The sequence below is a fragment of the Pseudomonadota bacterium genome, assembly GCA_039024915.1.
Taxonomy (GTDB): domain Bacteria; phylum Pseudomonadota; class Alphaproteobacteria; order Rhizobiales; family MH13; genus MH13.
The window spans coordinates 90,691-108,921 of sequence record JBCCPK010000004.1 but is presented as its reverse complement, the minus strand read 5'-3'; the positions used below and the strand labels follow the sequence as shown (position 1 = coordinate 108,921).

At 58.8% G+C, this 18,231-nt stretch carries 15 protein-coding genes; 8 read left to right on the top strand and 7 right to left on the bottom strand.

What is annotated here, in order from left to right; genetic code table 11:
- Nucleotides 1-21: 21 nt before the first annotated feature.
- Nucleotides 22-2,385, top strand: coding sequence for a methyl-accepting chemotaxis protein (locus AAF739_09015; GenBank protein MEM6382800.1), 2,364 nt, complete (start codon nt 22-24; stop codon nt 2,383-2,385).
- 81 nt (nt 2,386-2,466) lie between these two features.
- Here the strand turns inward: AAF739_09015 and AAF739_09010 are convergent, their stop codons facing one another.
- Nucleotides 2,467-4,302: a hypothetical protein gene (locus tag AAF739_09010; protein ID MEM6382799.1), complete on the bottom strand. Its 1,836-nt coding sequence runs from the start codon at nt 4,300-4,302 to the stop codon at nt 2,467-2,469.
- A gap of 134 nt (nt 4,303-4,436) precedes the next feature.
- Here AAF739_09010 and AAF739_09005 point away from each other — a divergent pair, with 134 nt between their 5' ends.
- From AAF739_09005 to AAF739_08995, 3 genes are read left to right on the top strand one after another with little or no spacing between them, the layout of a single operon-like run.
- On the top strand, nt 4,437-5,540 hold the full coding sequence (locus AAF739_09005) for a glycosyltransferase (protein MEM6382798.1): 1,104 nt from the start codon (nt 4,437-4,439) through the stop codon (nt 5,538-5,540).
- Nucleotides 5,537-6,256 carry a class I SAM-dependent methyltransferase gene (locus AAF739_09000; GenBank protein ID MEM6382797.1) on the top strand — a complete coding sequence of 240 codons (720 nt, stop codon included), beginning with the start codon at nt 5,537-5,539 and terminating at the stop codon, nt 6,254-6,256. Before AAF739_09005 ends, AAF739_09000 begins: the two co-directional genes overlap by 4 nt.
- Nucleotides 6,253-6,687 carry a GtrA family protein gene (locus AAF739_08995; GenBank protein MEM6382796.1) on the top strand — a complete coding sequence of 145 codons (435 nt, stop codon included), beginning with the start codon at nt 6,253-6,255 and terminating at the stop codon, nt 6,685-6,687. The genes AAF739_09000 and AAF739_08995 overlap by 4 nt, the downstream gene beginning before the upstream one ends.
- A 107-nt stretch (nt 6,688-6,794) precedes the next feature.
- On the opposite strand, the gene AAF739_08990 is transcribed toward AAF739_08995, so the two are convergent.
- The 3 genes from AAF739_08990 to AAF739_08980 form a co-directional block, all read right to left on the bottom strand.
- Nucleotides 6,795-7,589 carry an ATP-binding cassette domain-containing protein gene (locus AAF739_08990; protein ID MEM6382795.1) on the bottom strand — a complete coding sequence of 265 codons (795 nt, stop codon included), beginning with the start codon at nt 7,587-7,589 and terminating at the stop codon, nt 6,795-6,797.
- An 11-nt stretch (nt 7,590-7,600) separates the two neighbouring features.
- Nucleotides 7,601-8,737, bottom strand: a complete 1,137-nt coding sequence (locus AAF739_08985; GenBank protein MEM6382794.1) for an ABC transporter permease — start codon at nt 8,735-8,737, stop codon at nt 7,601-7,603.
- 176 nt (nt 8,738-8,913) lie between these two features.
- Nucleotides 8,914-9,864, bottom strand: a complete 951-nt coding sequence (locus AAF739_08980) for a sugar ABC transporter substrate-binding protein (GenBank protein MEM6382793.1) — start codon at nt 9,862-9,864, stop codon at nt 8,914-8,916.
- Nucleotides 9,865-10,098: 234 nt separating this feature from the next.
- Between AAF739_08980 and AAF739_08975 the strand changes: the two genes are divergently transcribed.
- A complete protein-coding gene (locus AAF739_08975; GenBank protein MEM6382792.1) occupies nt 10,099-11,100 on the top strand; it encodes a LacI family DNA-binding transcriptional regulator in 1,002 nt (333 codons plus the stop codon).
- Between the two features lie 13 nt (nt 11,101-11,113).
- On the opposite strand, the gene AAF739_08970 is transcribed toward AAF739_08975, so the two are convergent.
- Genes AAF739_08970 through AAF739_08960 form a run of 3 tightly spaced genes read right to left on the bottom strand, consistent with a single transcriptional unit; the run spans nt 11,114 to nt 14,321 of the window.
- Nucleotides 11,114-12,271: a Gfo/Idh/MocA family oxidoreductase gene (locus tag AAF739_08970; GenBank protein ID MEM6382791.1), complete on the bottom strand. Its 1,158-nt coding sequence runs from the start codon at nt 12,269-12,271 to the stop codon at nt 11,114-11,116.
- An 11-nt stretch (nt 12,272-12,282) separates the two neighbouring features.
- Nucleotides 12,283-13,176 (bottom strand): TIM barrel protein, encoded by an 894-nt coding sequence (locus AAF739_08965; protein MEM6382790.1) that lies wholly within the window; start codon nt 13,174-13,176, stop codon nt 12,283-12,285.
- On the bottom strand, nt 13,173-14,321 hold the full coding sequence (locus tag AAF739_08960; GenBank protein ID MEM6382789.1) for a Gfo/Idh/MocA family oxidoreductase: 1,149 nt from the start codon (nt 14,319-14,321) through the stop codon (nt 13,173-13,175). Before AAF739_08960 ends, AAF739_08965 begins: the two co-directional genes overlap by 4 nt.
- 184 nt (nt 14,322-14,505) lie before the next feature.
- On the opposite strand from AAF739_08960, the gene iolD reads away from it, so the two are divergent.
- From iolD to AAF739_08945, 3 genes are read left to right on the top strand one after another with little or no spacing between them, the layout of a single operon-like run.
- Entirely contained in the window at nt 14,506-16,398 is a 1,893-nt protein-coding gene (iolD, locus tag AAF739_08955) for a 3D-(3,5/4)-trihydroxycyclohexane-1,2-dione acylhydrolase (decyclizing) (GenBank protein MEM6382788.1), read from the top strand.
- Nucleotides 16,399-17,238, top strand: coding sequence for a phytanoyl-CoA dioxygenase family protein (locus tag AAF739_08950; protein MEM6382787.1), 840 nt, complete (start codon nt 16,399-16,401; stop codon nt 17,236-17,238).
- A gap of 2 nt (nt 17,239-17,240) precedes the next feature.
- On the top strand, nt 17,241-18,227 hold the full coding sequence (locus AAF739_08945; GenBank protein MEM6382786.1) for a PfkB family carbohydrate kinase: 987 nt from the start codon (nt 17,241-17,243) through the stop codon (nt 18,225-18,227).
- Nucleotides 18,228-18,231 lie beyond the last annotated feature (4 nt).

Sequence of the window (18,231 nt, the reverse complement as noted above, 5' to 3'; positions counted from 1 at the left end):
TCGACGATCAGGTTGCTTTCAATGAACATTCGCCAGACCAGCCTTGCGACCTCCCTCACCCTCGCTTTGATGTTCATTGGGGTCGTCGCGTATGAGCTGATGATTTTGCGCTCAGAAAAGCTTCAGCAGCTCAACACAGGCAAGATCATTGAAACCGGAAGCGTCCTGAACCGAGGAACCATCGAGCTTTCGCTTGAACGCTCGGTGATGCAGGTCACATTGAACCTGCCGACAGCGATTGCAGCTCCCTTTCGGGAATTGATCGACCAGCAGCGCGCCACCTTTGCCGAAAGCCTTGAAGACACACGGGCCAAACTATCGCTGATCGATATCGACCCGGCTGTTGCTCAGCGTGTCTTCGACGAGTTGGATGCAGCCGAACAAGCGATTTCGGAAATTCGGCAGCGTGCCGATGCGTTGCTGGCGCTACCTCGAGACCAACGCGACCCTGCCGTTGTCGACGCCCTACCGTCGGAATTGAAAGCGGCAATCATCCGTTTCACAACGGTCCCGTCCTACCTCCGAAGTGACGGAATGCGCGTTTCCAGCCGACTGCAAACCTTGCTTGAGATACAGGGGCAGGCTTGGGCAGTTCGCGAATATGGGGGACAGGAGCGGACCTATCTGGCCATTGCAACCGCCACCGGCGAACCAATATCGCCGCCACGCCGAGCGGAAATGGCGCAGCTGCATAACCGGGCACAAACCGCAATGGAGCGCCTCAGTGCACTTGGCGCGTTCGAGGGACTTGGGTCTTCCATGGTCCAACAGATCCAGCAGTTGGACACAGCCTACTTCGAAACTTACCGCGCAACCCGCGAGCGCTTGCTTGCGCACGATGTAAGTTCTGGCCCCTATCCCATCACATTCGAGGAATTCTTTGGGGAATCGACCGCGGCTCTGGATGTGGCCGTCAACCTGTCCATTTTGGCCGGAGAACAGACAACGGCTTTCCTCGACCAATATGGTGCGTCCGTATGGGACCGGTTCTTGGCATTTGCTGCCATTCTGGCGCTCGTGATTCTGATTTGTGGTGGGCAGCTCTACTACAGCCAAGTTCAAGTATCCGGACGACTATCATCTCTCGCTGGGCAGATGCGCCAACTGGCTTCCGGTAACACGCATTTGACGATCGCTGGTCAACAGCGTCGCGACGAGATCGGCGACATGGCGCGCGCGGTTCAGGTCTTCAAGTCGAACGCCCTTGAGCGGGCTGAACTGGAAGTTAATTCGCTGGAAGAACGCGACCGTGAAAAGCATCGCCAAGCCTATATGGAGCAGCTGATCAAAGAGTTTTCCGTTGCGTTGGACGGTTCTACCCAGGAAGTCAGTGCGCAAGCCGGGTGCTTGCTGAGCACAGCCGAAAAGCTCAACAGCCTCGCAGATGAGGCTGCTCAAAACTCCGTTGTGGCCAATACAGCCACAGGCGATGCGAACGGCAATGTTCAGACGGTGGCCGCGGCGGCAGAAGAGCTGTCAGCGTCAATCTCCGAAATCGCCCGCCAAACGGACCAAGCGCAAAGCCGCATGATCGACGCGTCGAAACGGTCGGAGACGTCGAACCAGCAAGTAAACGAACTTAACACCGCAGCCGACCGGATTGGCGCAGTCGTCAGTTTAATCAGCGACATCGCCGAGCAGACCAACCTGCTTGCGCTTAACGCGACCATAGAAGCGGCTCGGGCAGGAGAAGCCGGAAAGGGCTTCGCAGTCGTGGCGAGCGAAGTAAAGGCGCTTGCCAACCAGACCGCCAAGGCAACCCAGGAAATTGGCACCCACATCTCCGATATTCAGGGATCAACGCAGCAAACTGTCGCTTCAATCAGCGAAGTAACCGCAGCGGTCGCCGACATTCAGGAGCTTACCACAGCGATTGCACGCTCGGTTGAACAGCAGCAGGCCGCGACGCATGAAATTGCCCAGTCGGTCGCAGCCGCCTCTGGGGGAACGGCTACCGTCCTCAGCAGTGTTCAGGCTGTCTCAGGGTCTATCGACGCCACCAGCACTGAAGCAAACTCTGTACGCACGGCGGCTGACGTCTTGTCTTCGGCGACGTCGCGCATGTCGAAGGAAGTCGAACACTTCATCGAGCGGGTCGCTGCCGACGTACAATCTCGCCGCAAAGCGCTCCGTATGGCATTGAGCGAGGTGGTTGCCATCGATGATGGCGGCCGGCGTGACCATGTTCGCTTCGTCGACATAAGCGCAACCGGTGCACGGCTCACAGACATAGCCACTCTGCCGATCGGCCATCACCTCAAGCTTGAACTCTCAGATCATAGGAAGGTGGACGCTCACGTTGTACGTCACACTGACGACGGCCTTGCGGTGGAGTTCGTTGAACCCATCGACAACATAGAACGACTGCTGGTTGGAACAGCTTAGCAATCCACACACGATCGCATGACGTGGGTGGTCAAGGTTCTCGGCCTGCGGACAACCTAAGCTACACGTAAGCCCTCGCAGTTACGGAGCCTCCGTCTTCACTTCGTAGACTTTCAACTGGCTCTCATGATCACTTGGAAGCGGCATGAGCCAGTCAGGCACGTTGCCCGCGTTAAGTGATGCCTGCAGCCCATTTGGTGCATCGGCGGCAAACACATCGCCTTCCCATGCGCCTGCGCAATCGACGATGTGGGTGACCTCGTTTCGGCGCGCTATGACCGCAGCCTCCTCGGGAGCAGCCATCATCATGGATATCCATGCCAAATTGCCCGGCGCGTTGCGATGGTAGTTGCCGGTCAACACACGATGGCCAGTGCCGAGCAAAAGCGGCACCGCTGCATCGAAGCGCGCGGCCAGCATGACGGGGGTTCCGGAAAACGACGGTATCGTGGCGAGATACGCTATATCGTCTGCCTGGAAACATTGCGACAAGCCGATATCACCTGCCAAGTCGCTGCCTGCGGTCGATTGTGTTGCAGCGCTTGGTACCCACCAAAGCGCAGAAAACGAGACCATCCAAGCCGCAACTAGACCACCCAAGGCGCCAAAGGAGCGCGATCGCTCATAACGTTTGCGGGCACCGACTACCAGCAACGCCATTGGCACCAAGGCAAACGCGAGCGCGAAGACGGACGCGCGGACCTGCCAGAGGGAAACAGCCACAGTCGTGATCAGGAGGAGTGCGTAAAGGCTTGCGGCCACGCGCGCATCATCTGAGGGCTCGCGCAGCAACCACGCTGGAACTGCGACAAGCAAAGCGAAAACCGGCAGGCCAAGATAGCCCAAGACAAGCGCCGCTTGCTGTTTCCAAACCTCAACGATGGATTGCGCTTCGATGATTGTATCGAGCCAGTAGCGCTCCATCATCGGATGAAGACTGGCAAGCGGGGTGGCAATGCAAGGTTGAAAGACTGTGAACGCAAGGGCGAGCAGAACCGCCGCGGTTGAGCCTAGCGCCACTAACCGGTTTATCGAGGCTGCACCGATGAGTGTTGCGACTGCCAAGCCGACCCCACCAACGCTCGCCATGGTTAGATGGAACAGTGAGTAAGCGTCGCAGCTTCCTGCCGCATAGCGATCCGGTGAAACGGTCAAAACGAAGATCAGCAGGCCAGCAACCGGCAATGCCAGACCAAAGGCGCGCGCCGGCTTCGGCTTGATGAAACCCAACCAAAATGCAACCGCAACCCAAACGCCAATTGCGGCGACATAGGGCAGCGTTTCCATACCAATCGCGAGCATTAAGACCGTGAGAACACCGGCTAACGCGTATGTTTGGTACAGATCCTCGCGATCCAACAGGCACGCAACCGTCCAAAGCCCCAAGACGATTTGCGCCCCATGATGGTCAAAGCCTCCGGGCTGAAACTCGGGCAGTAAGACAAAGGTCAGCGCACCAATTGCAACAGCCGTGCCGGTCGCAGCATCCGATCCTGCTACATGCGCAGCCCTTGCGATCGCCCAGAGGCCCAAGAACATCAGGCTGGCGGGCCAAATGTAAGCCGCGACCCGCTCGGCGAGAGCAAGGTCGCCCGTCAATGCGTTGATACCGATCACAAGCAGAGCAATCGGAGCATCGATCAGGCGCGACCAGTGCATCAGCGTTCCGCCGTCTGGCCCCAAGCGGTACTGCATGGTGTCGAACCAGCTTTGGCCAGCGATCAAGTCCCGCACCTGGACAAGACGCATGCCATCGTCTGCCAGCCATTGGACCTGCGCGACGCCGCCGGCAAACTGGACAATCACCGCGATCGCAGTGGCGACAAGCGCAAACAGCGCTGCCGATGTCCGCTTGGCGTGGCGTTGGTCAGGGTTGTTAGCGCCCGCAGTTGGCAGGCCAGCCGAGATATCGCTCATGGATCGCTCTGAAGTGAACCTGTCCGCAACCTAACCTTAACCCGATCAAGAAATAGTAAAGCGGCCGGTTGGAGCAGACCTTTCGGAGCCAGCCACGCCGGTCGATGACCCATTCACCGCATGGCGTTAAGTGTATGTCCGCGTCCCAGTCAAAGCCCGCCACGGCCCTTAAGCCGCCGAGCCCACCTCATCAAAACCGTCAGGACGGTGATGGCGACCTGAGGATTGCTGTCTTGCTCCCATGCCACAATGAAGGCCAGACGATTGGCGAGGTGGTTGCTGACTTCCGCGCGGCATTGCCGACGGCCGACATCTACGTTTACGACAATAACTCCAATGACGACACAGCCATCCGCGCCCGTCTCGCCGGCGCGACAGTTATGCGTGAGCCAAGGCAAGGCAAAGGCCATGTCGTGCGACGGATGTTTGCTGATATTGATGCCGACATCTACGTAATGGCTGATGGCGACGGAACCTATGATCCGGCCGCTGCGCCAGACCTCATAACCACGTTGTTGACCGAAAAGTCCGATATGGTGGTCGGCGCCCGATCAGGAATTCACCAGGATGCTGGTCGAAGCGGCCACGCCTTAGGAAATCGGGTTTTCAACCTGTTTTACCGGGCTTTGTTCGGCGAGGACTTCTCCGACATTTTTTCCGGATATCGTGCCTTCACCCATCGGTTTGTGAAGAGCTTTCCAGCGGTATCTGGCGGGTTTGAGATAGAGACCGAAATCTCCGTTCACGCCAGTCAACTTCAATTGCCAATCAGCGAGTTGCAGCTTTCCTATGGCCGCAGGCCTGAAGGTTCTCAGTCCAAACTATCGACCTTCAAGGACGGCTTTCGTATCGCATGGATGTTTCTGCGCCTCATGAAAGCAACCCAACCCCTACGGCTGTTCAGTTGGGCGGCAGCGGTCCTGTTTCTGGCAAGCGTGACATTCATGACCCCGCCCGTCGTCGAGTATCTGACCACAGGCCTTGTGAACCGGGTTCCGATGTGGATCGGCGCGGTTGGAATCCTGTTGTTGGCGGTGCTTACCTTCATGGCCGGGCTGATACTTCAATCGGTCGCACTGGGTCGGTCGGAAGCCAAGCGCCTCGTCTATCTCGCGCAGAAACCGCGCCAAGTTGAAATAAGCACGGGCCAGTTCGCGCTGGAACAGTGGCACCCGACCACTCCTGGCGAAGAGCGATCCGCGAAACGCGGATTGGCCAAACAGGGGCTGGCCTCATGAACCGGGAAACAACAAACAGAGTTCGCTATGTCATGGAGGAACTCGTGCCACCGGCGTTGCGCGATTCAGCCATGTTTCGGGCGATGATGAAACTGGCTTGGGGCACACACATCGACGACTTGGCACGCTTCCGAGAGCGCGCCCCTTTTCTAACCGACGACGAATATGAAGCGCTCTATCGCGAGCATCCACGCGTGCATGAGGGGACCGATAACTCGGAAGCCTGCATAACGCGCATCTGCAGCGATGTGGTGGGGGATAGCGTTGCAGATGTCGGTTGCGGAACTGGCGCACTGCTGACCCGGATCAACGCTGCCAATCCAGAACTCCAGCGGGTCGTCGGCGTCGATTTCGTCATTGATGACGCGAGCAAACTCCCGGGCGTCGAGTACCACGCTGCGCGCATTGAAGCGCTGCCGTTTGACGATAACGCCTTCGATACCGTTGTCTGCACGCACGTTCTTGAACACGTCTTGGAGCTACGAGCCTCACTGGCTGAGTTGCGGCGGGTCGCCCGGCACAAGTTGATCATCGTTGTGCCCCGCGAGCGGGAGTACCGCTACACGTTCAATCCACACTTCAACTTCTTCCCCTATCGCCACTCGCTTCTGCGGATGATCCATCCGATCCCGCAACACTTCGTCTGCGATGATATCGGGCGCGACATCTACTATTGCGAGGCACCTGAGCCAGTTCAGTCGAAAGCAGCGGCGTGACGAACGAAGCGTTTGCGCTCGTTCGAGACCGGATTGCGCGCTCCCGTTGGGGCCGGGTCTCGAGTTTCGCAATCGCCGGCGGCAGTGGCTTCATCATCGATGTGGTTGTTCTGTACCTTTTGCTGACCTTTACAGGCCTTGGCCCGTTCACCGCGCGCATTGTGTCGATCGCATGCGCGATGATCACCAATTTCCTGATCAACCGCACCTTCACATTCGGCGCGAGTGGACGCTCGATTGTTGACGAGGGAACGCGCTACTCATCTGTAGGGATGGTCGGTGCGGGTCTGAACTACGTGCTTTACGCGGGCATTCTGATTGCGGTGCCCGGTTTTTCTCCCTTCATCGCAACCATGCTTGCCGTTGTGTCAGTCGCCGCGTTCTCCTACGCCGCCTATTCCCGTTTCGTGTTCAAGAAGCTCGACGCATGAACACAAAACGGACGTGTCCTTGAGCACCCAAACGGCTCATGGACGATAAAGTCGGACGGTGATTGCCTTCCACTCAAAAGAGGGAGCGCAGGCACTTCAAGTGTTGGCTAAACCGTCCCACCGAGTGAGCCCTCCAGCTGCACCATTTCCTGACCGCCTGCCATCATGTCCTGAAGCTCTTCAGGTGTGATCTGACCGCGCTGCGCTGTCCCGAGGGTCCGTCCACGGTTCAGCACAGTGAACCTGTCCCCAACGGCCATGGCATGACGGACGTTGTGGGTGATAAACACAACCGCAACATCCTGCTTGCGGACCTTATCGATGGTCGCGAGCACGTTTGCAGTCTGGCGGACGCCAAGAGCCGATGTGGGCTCATCAAGGATCAGAACCTTCGCGCCGAAAAATACCGCCCGAGATATGGCGACAGTCTGGCGCTCGCCGCCTGATAGTGTGCCCACCGCCTGGTCCGGGCCGCGCAGATTGATGCCCATCTTGCGCATCTCTGCCATGGTGATCTCATTGGCCTTGTCGTGGTCGAAGAAGGGCACGCCAAACAGTGACTTCACAGGCTCATTTCCCATGAAGAAGTTGCGGCTGACGCTCATCAGCGGGATCATCGCCAAATGCTGGTGCACCGTGGCAATGCCAGCATCCATTGCGTCTCGCGGATTATCGAAATGCATCGACTTTCCTTCAAACTCAATGGTCCCCTTGGTGGGTTTGTGCACGCCGGACATGGTCTTGATGAATGTCGACTTGCCAGCACCATTGTCGCCAAGAAGGCAGTGGCATTCGCCGGGATAGACATCAACGGAAACGCCAGCTAGCGCGATCACCGAGCCGAAATGCTTCTCGATGTTCTTCATCTGGATGATGGGCGCGTGGATTGTTGGAGAGTTCATCGTTCCGCTCCCTATCGTTCGCCGGTGATCATGCGGCGGATGTAGGTGTTGAGGATCACCGCACCGAGCAAGATTACGCCAAGGAAGACGCGGAAGAGCGAGCTCTCCACACCAGCGAAAAACAGCCCCTGTTGCACCACGCCGAAGATCAGCGCGCCAAGCGCTGCACCCAAAACGGATCCGTAGCCGCCCGTCAGGAGCGCACCCCCGATAACGACCGCGATGATCGCCTCGAACTCCTTGAGAAGCCCGCGATCGGCGCCGGCTGAGCCGAACTCGAAGATCTGGCACATAGCAAAAACGGTCGCGCAGAACGCGGTGAACATGAACATCAGGATCTTCACCCGGTTCACCGGCACACCTGAGTTACGAGCCGATTCCGCGTCGCCCCCAGCGGCGAAGATCCAGTTGCCGAAACGTGTCCTGGTCAGCAGGATATGACCAAAGATCACAAGAATAATGGCCCAGACGATAAGCGCCGGAATCCCATCGACGACCGGCTGGCCGGCTCGACTGCCACGCTCGAAGGTCTGAATCAGGCCGTTGTTACCGAGCCATACGAAGAACCATTCACCCACGTTGCCGCCAAACAGCCCGGCGAGCCAGTCGCCCTCGGCCGCCTCGCGAATGCCGCCGATGATCGTCTTGTTCTCGATCGTTTGCGGCAGGTAGATTGTGAAGCCACGCAGAATGAACAGGAACGCCAGTGTAACGATGAAGCTTGGCAGTCCCGTGCGAATGACGATGAAGCCGTTGAGAGCCCCGATCGCAAGGCAGATGGCGAAGGTGAGGAGGATTGCCACCCACATTGGCATACCCATCGTCACCGACATAATTGCGGTGATCATGCCAGCGAAGCCGATCATCGATCCAACCGACAGGTCGAACTCACCCGCGATCATCAGCAAGCATGCGCCAACGGCGATTATCATAAACTGAGCCGAAACGATCGACCAGTTCATCACGCCTTGAGCGGCGAACATGCCGCTGTCAAAAGCAAACAAGATGAAGAACGTGAACACCGCAACGGTACCAACGATCCCGCCCAATTCGGGGCGGATCAAGGCTTTGCGAAAACCTGAAATCTCTTTGACGCGCTCATCGGCTGCGTCGGGCGTAGGCGCTGAACCTTGGGTGGCCTCGGTCATGATTCTCCCCTCGATGCAAAGAACCTGCCTGACCCGGCAATGGACCCAGTGATGTGGTTAAAGCAGGTTGTCAGGCGCTTGGTGGGACAGGGACCGTAAACGCGCACGGCTTGCCCTGTCCGCGAAACGAAAAGGGGGCACCGTTTGGCGCCCCCGGATCGTTTTACGCGTTTGGCTTAGCGATACTCGCCAGCGAACTCTTCGATCTTCTCAAGACCATCGGCTGTCACGAAACCGGGACCTGAGTTGATGTTGTTGCCCGGTAGCACGCCGTACCGATCATAGTTGGCCAGAACGACCACCGGCAGATATGCCTGCAGGAAGGGCTGCTGGTCGATGCCCCAGGAGATTGTACCGTCCTTGATGGCCTGCACGATTTCATCGCCAAGGTCGAACGTACCGAAGTGGATGTCACCGGCCATGCCGTTCTCTTCAAGCGCCTGAATGGTCGGGTTGGCCGAAACCGGGCCAAGCGTCAGAATGCCATCGACATCGGGGTTTGCCGAAAGGTAGGCAAGGACGCGGTTTTTGATCTCTGCGGGATCCGTGCCCGAATCCATCATTGAGTCGCCGAGTTCCACGCCGAGGCCATCAGCGTAGCCGCGGCAACGCTCACCAACTGTCGGCTGCTGGATGGCATGGTTGACGCAAAGAAAATTCGTCACGCCTTCACTCTTCGCCCGGAGACCGGCCGCAAAACCCGCATCGTACTCTGGCTGGCCAACATACATAAGGGCACCAACTTCGCGCGCTTGCTCTGGCGTGCCGGTGTTCATGATGATGACGTTGATGCCCTGGTCAACGGCATCTGAAATCGGACCTTGCAGAACGTCGAAGTCTGCGAGTGTCGTGATGATGCCGTTGGGGCCCGACGCCACAGCCTGCTCGATGATACGGGCCATATCAGCGATGTCGCCCGTCGGAGGGTTACGATATTCGACCTCGACTCCGACCTGCTCACCGGCAAGCGCGATGCCATTCTTAATCGTATTCCACCAGCTATCAGAATCGGGAGCGTGGCTGACAAGCACGTAACGCTCACCTTCAGCGTAGGCGACCGTCGCACTCATCATGGGCGCTGCGATGACGGCAGCCGCAAGTGTAAGTTTCGCGAGAAGCGATTTCATGGATTGTCCTCCCAGACGATCAGGTTGTTTTTCTTTTTGGCGAGGGGTTGGCCCTTCGCTGCAAAGCAAAGCACAGCGCCCTTGAATTTGCAACCGGTTGCAATTCGCATAGATCGCCTGCATTTTTCGGTCCGTTGTCCACGTGGGTTCGAAACCGTTTTGGATCGAGGCGTTGGCACTTTCTGCTGGCAATTCGGATGCCACATTCGGTTGGTTCAATAGGCGCGACGAAGCATGAGCGTTACCCTGAAAGATGTAGCTGAGCGCGCGGGCGTCTCCCGTTCAGCGGTGTCGCGCACATTTACCGATGGGGCATCAGTCTCCGCGACAATGCGCAGCAAAGTCGAAAGCGCTGCGCGCGAACTGGGCTACCATCCCAATGCATTGGCCTCGAGTCTGACCACGGGCCGGACAAAATTGATCGGGCTCATTTCCAACAACTTCCATAATCCGATTTTTCTTCAGGTCTTCGATCTTTTCACACGCGGATTGCAGGAACGGGGATTGCGACCGCTGTTGGTCAATCTAACCGACGAAACGGACCCCGAAAAATCAGTCCGGATGGTGCGCCAGTACTCAGTCGATGGCGTCATCGTTGCGTCATCAACTCTTAACCCGGACTTTGCGCGGGCTTTCAAGGAAGCAGGCATACCGGTCGTTCACTCGTTCGGTCGCCATACGACTAGTCCGCGGGTGCATGTTGTTGGGATCGACAATGTCGAGTGTGGGCGGATGGCAGCGCGGGAACTGGTAGCGTGCGGCTATGCCGACGTCGCCTTCCTCGGCGGTCCAGAGAATGCGACATCAACCCAGGATCGCTATACCGGATTTGTCAGCGAACTGGCCAAACATAGGCAGGTCAAACTGCGCTACAGCTTCGCGCGCGCCTATTCGTTTGATGCGGGCCGCGATGAAATGGCTCGGCTTCTCAAAGGCAATCTGGCACAGGCCTATTTCTGCGGCGATGATGTGCTGACGATTGGTGTGCTGTCTGCTCTTGAAGCCGCCGGCAAGCGCGTCCCTGAGGACGTCGGGCTTATCGGTCTGAACGATATGGAGATGGCACGGTGGCAGAACATCGCCCTCACCACGATCCACCAGCCGATCCAGGAGATTGTGCGCTCCTCAATCGAGTTGGTGGCATCGATGCTCGAAGAAGGCGAGCGCTACCCCGAAGCACGGCTTTTCCCGTGCCGCATCGTGAGGCGCAGGACACTTCCCAAACCGATCGGCTAGGTTGCCTAAGGCTTCACCGCAGCATGGGAGGCCGCGCGTCGACCCACACACCGTTCTGCTTCGCCGATTCTACCGCCGCATAGACAGCTGCCATCGAGCGCAGCCCGTCTTCGGCTTGCGGAAAGTGAGTGGCCAAGGGGTCGAGGGGGCCGCCCGCTTTCGTAGCGTTGATGGCAGCGGCCAGATCCACATAGATGTTCGCGACGGCCAGCGGAAAACCCTCGGGATGTGCTATGGGAACCCGTGATAGGCGCGCTGCCATCTGCGAAATGCCAGCCTCGCCCTTCTCTATGATTTCTGTGCGTCCCTCAAGCGGACTCCAGTAGGCCTGGTTCGGTTGCTCGGACGCCCAGCGCAAACCACCTTTCTCCCCGAAAACCTGTATATCGAGGCCGTGCTGGCGGCCCAGAGCAATGGTCGACGTCCACAATCGACCGATTGTCCCCTTCTCCGTTCGAAAGTTGACCATGGCGTCGTCTTCGAGAACGCGCCCGGGCACCGTGGATGCAAAATCAGCGGACAACGTCGCAACATCGTCACCCATGATGAAGCTTGCCAAATGCAGGGCATGGATGCCGCAATCGGCCATCTGCCCCGAAACGCCGGCCTGCGCTGGGTCGTATCGCCAGCGCACCCGAGGGTTGTCGGCATCATCGCCCGCCGCATGGTGACCATGACTGAAATTGGCGACCACCGTCCGGATCGCGCCAAGCTCACCGCTGTCGACCATGTGGCGCATGTGGCGCACGATAGGATAAGCAGAATACGCGTAGTTGACCGCGCAAACCTTCCCGGAAGCTCGCGCGGTTCGCACGATGTCTTCGCCCTCTTCCACCGTCATCGTCATCGGCTTCTCGCAAAGCACGTGAAAACCAGCCTCGAGGAAAGCTTTGGTAATCTCGTAGTGCGTTGAATTTGGCGTGGCGACTGTCACCAGGTCGATGCGGTCACGCCGGTTTCGTTCACCTTCCAGCATCTCCCGCCAGTCGCCATAGGCGCGATCCGTTTCAACCCCAAGCGATTGGGCGTAGCGCCGACCGGCCTCCGGGTTGTGATCGAGCGCACCGGCGACAAGGGAGAAGTACCCGTCAGCCATCGCACCCATGCGGTGAGCCGGGCCGATCTGGCTACCTTCACCGCCACCCACCATGCCCCAGGAAAGTCTTTTCATCGTCCAGGCCCTCAGAAACCGATGGAGGCAAGGTAGCGACGATTGAAGGTCGCGTCGGCCAGAGGATCGGTATTGCCAAGCGTTGGATCGCAATCCTGTTCCACGGTGCACCAACCCCGAAAGCCCGAACTCAGGAGGACTTCGCGGACCGCTTCGAAATCGACGTCGCCCTCACCCAACTTGCAGAAGATCCCCTGGCCGCAGGCGTCATAAAATCCGGTACGATTGGCAATCACGTCCGCCTTCACCTGCGGATCGATATCCTTGAAATGCATGTAGCTGATGCGAGCCATGTGCCGCTTCATGAAGGCGACAGGATCAAAGCCTGCATAGGAATGATGCCCGGTATCGAAGCAGATCTTGAGGATACTCTCATCGACCTCGTCGAGGAGGCGTTCCAGCTCAGGTTCAAAATCCATGAAGCCGGCCGCGTGCGCATGGATGCCAACCGTCAGGCCGTATTCCTCAGTGCCCATTTTCGCGACGTGCGCAATGCGGTCACGGTAAGCGGCCCACTCCGCTTGATCCATTTGCTCGGCAGCATCGGCACGACCAGCGGTCGGTGCGCGCCGAGGCGAGATACTATCAATGATAACCAGATGCTGCGCGCCGTGGGCGGACAAGGCCTTGCAAGTACGCGTTGACGCGTCGAGAACTTCGTCCCACGCGCCGGGGTCATGGAAGGGGCGAAAGATAACCCCACCGATTAAGGTCTGCTCATGTTCAGCAAGCGCCTCGGCCACCAATGGCGGGTCTTCTGGCATGAAGCCGACGGGACCCAGTTCTATGCCCGAGTAGCCGGCCTCCCTGTTTTCCTGAAGGACGGTGCGCCAATCCGGATTGCGTGGATCATCTGCAAATTCGACGCCCCAGGAGCAGGGGGCGTTTCCGATCGTGATGGTCATGGTTGGATATCCTGATACGTGGCAGCGCGGCCGTTTACCGGGGCCCATGTCTTGCTTTTGTGCGATTGGCGGATCGCTTCGATGACTTCACTCACCGCAAGACCATCCGCAAAGGTCGGCCAAACGGCCTCGCCAGTTTCGATAGCTAACAGGAAGTCGCGCGCTTCGATGATGATCTGATCCTGGTATCCGGTGCCATGACCGGGTCCCTGACAAAAAGCTGCATAATTGGGATGTTCGGGACCTGTCAGGATCTTCGTGAAGCCACGTTGCGCCTCGGCCCCATCGGTCTGATACAGCCACAGCGCGTTCTGATCTTCCTGATCGAAGCGGATCGCGCCTTTCGTACCGTGCACTTCGTAGGCGTAGCCCATCTTACGGCCGGTCGCGATGCGGCTGAAGTACAGATGGCCCATGGTGCCGCGTTCGAAGCGGCACATCATCTGAGCATGGTCGTCATTGTTCACCGCAACGCCGCCACGCTCGCGATGCACCGTTTCATAGTCGCCCATCACCGATGAAATCGGTCCAAGCAGCGCCATCGCGCAGTTGACCATGTGCGGTGCCAGATCGCCCAGCGTCCCCGACGCGTCATCCTCGGTGCGCCAGTTCGCGGGCAAATCGGGGTCGGCCAGAAAGTCTTCGGTGTGTTCGCCGCGGAACCACGTCACATCACCAATCGCGCCTTGTTCAATAAGCTGCCGTGCGTAAGACGAGGCTGGCGTGCGGATATAATTGAAGCCGATCATGTTCGGCAGACCTGACGCCTTGGCTGCTGCCACCATCGCGCGGGCATCATCAAGTGACGCGCCAAGTGGCTTTTCGCAGAAAACAGGTTTTCCAAGGGCGAATGCGGCCTCGGCTATTCGGCGATGGAATTCCTGCGGAGACGCGATGATGACGGCTTCCACGGCGTCGTCTTCGACAAGGTCTCTCCAGTCAGCCGCCGCACGTTTGAAGCCAAAAGCTCGCGCGTAATGCTCGGCAGAACTCTGTGACGAAGCGGCAACAACCTCCAAGGTTGGCCGGAGGGTCGTCTCAAATGCGGCGCCAACAGCGCTCATCGCTACGGCATGGGCTTTGCCCATATAGCCGCCGCCAACGATGCCGATCCCAAGTGGGCGGGATACCTTTTCCGGCACCATGGCGTTTCTCCGATCATCCCGCCTGAACGGCGTGTTCTTGTTGTTTGCGAGACCGGCGGGCAAGAAAAACAATTTGCAACCGGTTGCAAAATCGGTATCGTTCGCAGGTCTCCTGGTCAATGGGCAATCGCGTCCGCACTGATCGTGGGACCAATAAGAAACTGTGCAGTTCCGGGAGAGGCGCATGGCCACGCAAACGATCGAGCTCACGCTCGCGCAGGCGATCGTGCGTTATCTCGATGCCCAATTCATCGAAATCGAGACGCCGCAAGGCCTGAAGCGCGTGCGTTTGTGCGGCGGTGGTTTTGGTATCTTCGGCCATGGCAACGTGCCTTGCCTCGGCGAGGCACTTTACGACGTTCAGAACACGCTACCGCTATACCGTGGGCAAAATGAGCAATCGATGGGCTTCGCGGCGGCGGCGTATGCGAAGTATCACCTTCGTCAGCGGTTCATGTTTTGCACAGCCTCTGCTGGTCCCGGCACGGCAAACCTGCTGACGGCATCTGCCTTGGCCCACGCCAATCGTCTGCCGCTATTGATGCTGTGCGGGGATACCTTCCTGACCCGGCTGCCCGACCCGGTGCTCCAGCAACTGGAGCATTTCGGCAATCCGGCCCTCGGCTTGAACGATGCCTTCAAGGCCGTTAGCCGCTATTGGGATCGCATCACCCATCCGGCGCAGATCATTAAGTCGCTGCCAGCGGCGGTATCCACCATGCTCGACCCGGCGGACTGCGGTCCGGCTTTCATCGGACTACCGCAGGATGTGCAGGGCTGGACCTATGACTACCCGCTCGAGTTCTTCGCCGAGACGACGCACCGCATCCGGCGGACCTCGCCGGATGTTCGCGAGATTCAGGACGCAGTGCGCTCATTGAAGGCGGCGAAACGCCCGGTCATCATTGCCGGTGGTGGCGTGCAGTACTCGCGGGCCGTTGATGAGCTGACGGGGTTTGCCGAAACGCATCAAATTCCCGTTACAGAGAGCATCGCCGGACGGGCGAACCTGCTTGCCAACCATCCCCTGAACATCGGCCCCGTAGGCGTGACGGGATCGGACAGCGCAAACACGATTGCGGAGAAAGCAGACGTCATCCTATCGGTTGGATGCCGGCTTCAGGACTTCACGACCGGATCATGGACGGCCTTTGCTCTGGACGCTCAGATCATCGGGCTCAACGCGGCCCGGCACGATGCCGGCAAACACCGTTCGCTCCCTGTTGTCGGGGACGCAAGGCTCGGTCTGCAGGCTCTCGGCGCTGAGTTGACCGGTTACACCGCCCCAGGTGAATGGGTCGAAACCGCCCAAGCCGAACGCCGCAAGTGGGACGGCTACGTCGCCGACAATGTGAATACCAAGGCGCCAGACGGCTCAAACCGTCCAAACTCCTACGCACAGGCAATCGGTGTTGTAAACGATCTGTGCGGGCCGCGCGACAGGGTCGTAACTGCCGCCGGTGGCCTTCCTGCGGAGGTGACCGCAAATTGGCGCACGCTCGATATCGGAACGGTCGACGTCGAGTTCGGCTTCTCCTGCATGGGCTATGAGATCGCCGGCGGCTGGGGCGCGAAGATCGCACAGAGCGAAAATGAACCTGACGCCGACACCATCGTTTTTGTCGGCGATGGCTCATACCTCCTGATGAATTCCGACATCTACTCCTCAGTGCTCACCGGCAAAAAGCTGATTATCCTCGTTCTCGACAATGGGGGCTTCGCCGTCATCAACAAGCTTCAAAACAATATGGGCCAGGAGAGCTTCAACAATCTGATCGCCGACTGCCCGACGATCCCCGAACCGTTCGCCGTTGATTTCGCTGCACACGCGGCATCAATGGGCGCGCTGGCCGAGCGGGTAAACAATCCCAGCGAGCTTGCCAAAGCCTTTGAGCGCGCCAAGGCGGTGTCGGTGACGAGCGTCATCGTGATGAACGTCGACGCCTATGAAGGCTGGACAACGCAGGGTCACACCTGGTGGGAGGTCGGCACACCGTTCGTTTCGGATAAGGCCAAGGTCCGTGCCGCAAATGCCGATGTCGAAAGCGCACGGCCAAGACAGCGCAAGGGCATTTAGATGAAGCGATTCAAGGCTGAGGACATAAACCCCGACGTCATCGTTGATGAGCTGATGAACGGCGATGGTGCCGTTCTCCTCGCTGGCCTGTTTTCACCTGCCGAGGTCGCCGAAGCGCGAGCGATCATCATGGCTCACTCAGAGAGCGCAGCCGCGAAAGTCACCCACTTTCAAGGGGCGGCAGAAGCCGAGGGAAAGATCAGTCTCCAACGGCGGGTATGGAACCTATTGGCCAAGGGCGACGTCTTCTCACGCATGGCTGCCCATCCGGTGCTCATGACAATCCTGCGACGTTTTCTTGGCAGCGAGTTCATTATGGGTTCCATTGCCGCCAACCGCATCTTGCCAGGCGGGCCGGGCCAGGAGCCGCACGTCGACTACCCCTACTGGGATTTCCATACGCCGCAGACCCACCCGGTTGGGCTCAACGCCAGCTTCCCGATGAACGCACAGGCGTCGATCCTTCTTGATCCGTTCACTGAAGAAACCGGGGCGACCGCTTTTGTTCCTGGTAGCCAGAAAGAGCTTCGTTACCCTGTAGAGTCCGACCGGTTCTTCGAGCGTTGCGAGCGCATGCTGGGTGAGCCTGGGGATGTTGCACTGTTCTTCGGCGCAGCATGGCATTGCGCAATGCCCAACACATCAAAGCAAGATCGCAGTGCGATTTTGATCCAGTACCTTCCCAAGTGGGTCAAGCCGATGGAAGACATGCCAGCTGCTCTTCCGGCTGCTTTCGTCGACAACGCAAGCGCCGATCTGCGGCAGCTCTTGGGCCTTAACTACCCCTACCCCGAGGTGCTCGACGCGGCGCAAGCGGGCAATACCGAAGGGCGGACCTGAAGGTGCTCGAGGCTTTGCTGACCTCATTGGCCGCCAAGCGCTTCATTGTCGTCGGACGTGTTGGGATGGACGTGGTTGCCGACCCGCCCGGTACGCGGACCGAAGACATGCAACGCGCAGTGGTTGCGATGGGCGGGTCCTCCGCCAACATCGCAGCAGGTATCGTCAAACTCGGAGGCGCTGCCGATCTCGTCACACGCGTATCCGACGATTCTATCGGGCGATACTGCGTTGGCCAACTCAAGCGTTATGGCGTCGGCACCCAATACGTCACGCCAGTCGGTGGGGAAGCGCGCTCATCCTTGGCGGTGTACGAGAGCACGATCGAGAACCACCAGACCGTGATCTACCGCAACGGGGCGGCGGATTTCGCCCTGTCAACCGAAGACGTCGAAGCCGTCGATTACGCTGGGTACGCAGCCTTGATCACGGCGGGAACAGTCTTTGCGGCGGAACCGTCGCGCACCGCCACGTTCAAGGCTTTCGAGTTGGCCAGGACGGCAGGCTTGCCGATCATTTTCGATATCGATTACCGCCCCTATTCGTGGCCATCTCCCGATGTGGCGGCCGACGTTCTTTCCCGCGCCGGAGCGATGTCGAACGTCATCGTGGGCAATGATGTTGAGTTCGGCTTCATGGCCGGCGGCTATGACAAGGGCCTCGACAAGGCCCGGGAGCTTGCCGCGAGCAGCGCGAGCCTTGTTGTCTATAAGATGGGCGAAAAGGGCGCGGTCACCCTCGCTGCCGGTGAAGAAATCCGAACCGGCATCTATCCGGTCGACGCGCTGAAGCCCGAGGGCGCTGGCGACAGCTTCATGGCTGGCCTGATGGCATCTCTGGCCGATGGCCAAGCACTTAGGGGTGCTCTGCTGCGTGGCTCCGCCTGTGCATCGATCACCGTGTCAAAGCCCGCCTGCGCTCCCGCAATGCCCACCAGCGGTGAACTTGAGAGTTTCCTCAACTCGCATTCGGGCCCCACACAACAATAACAAG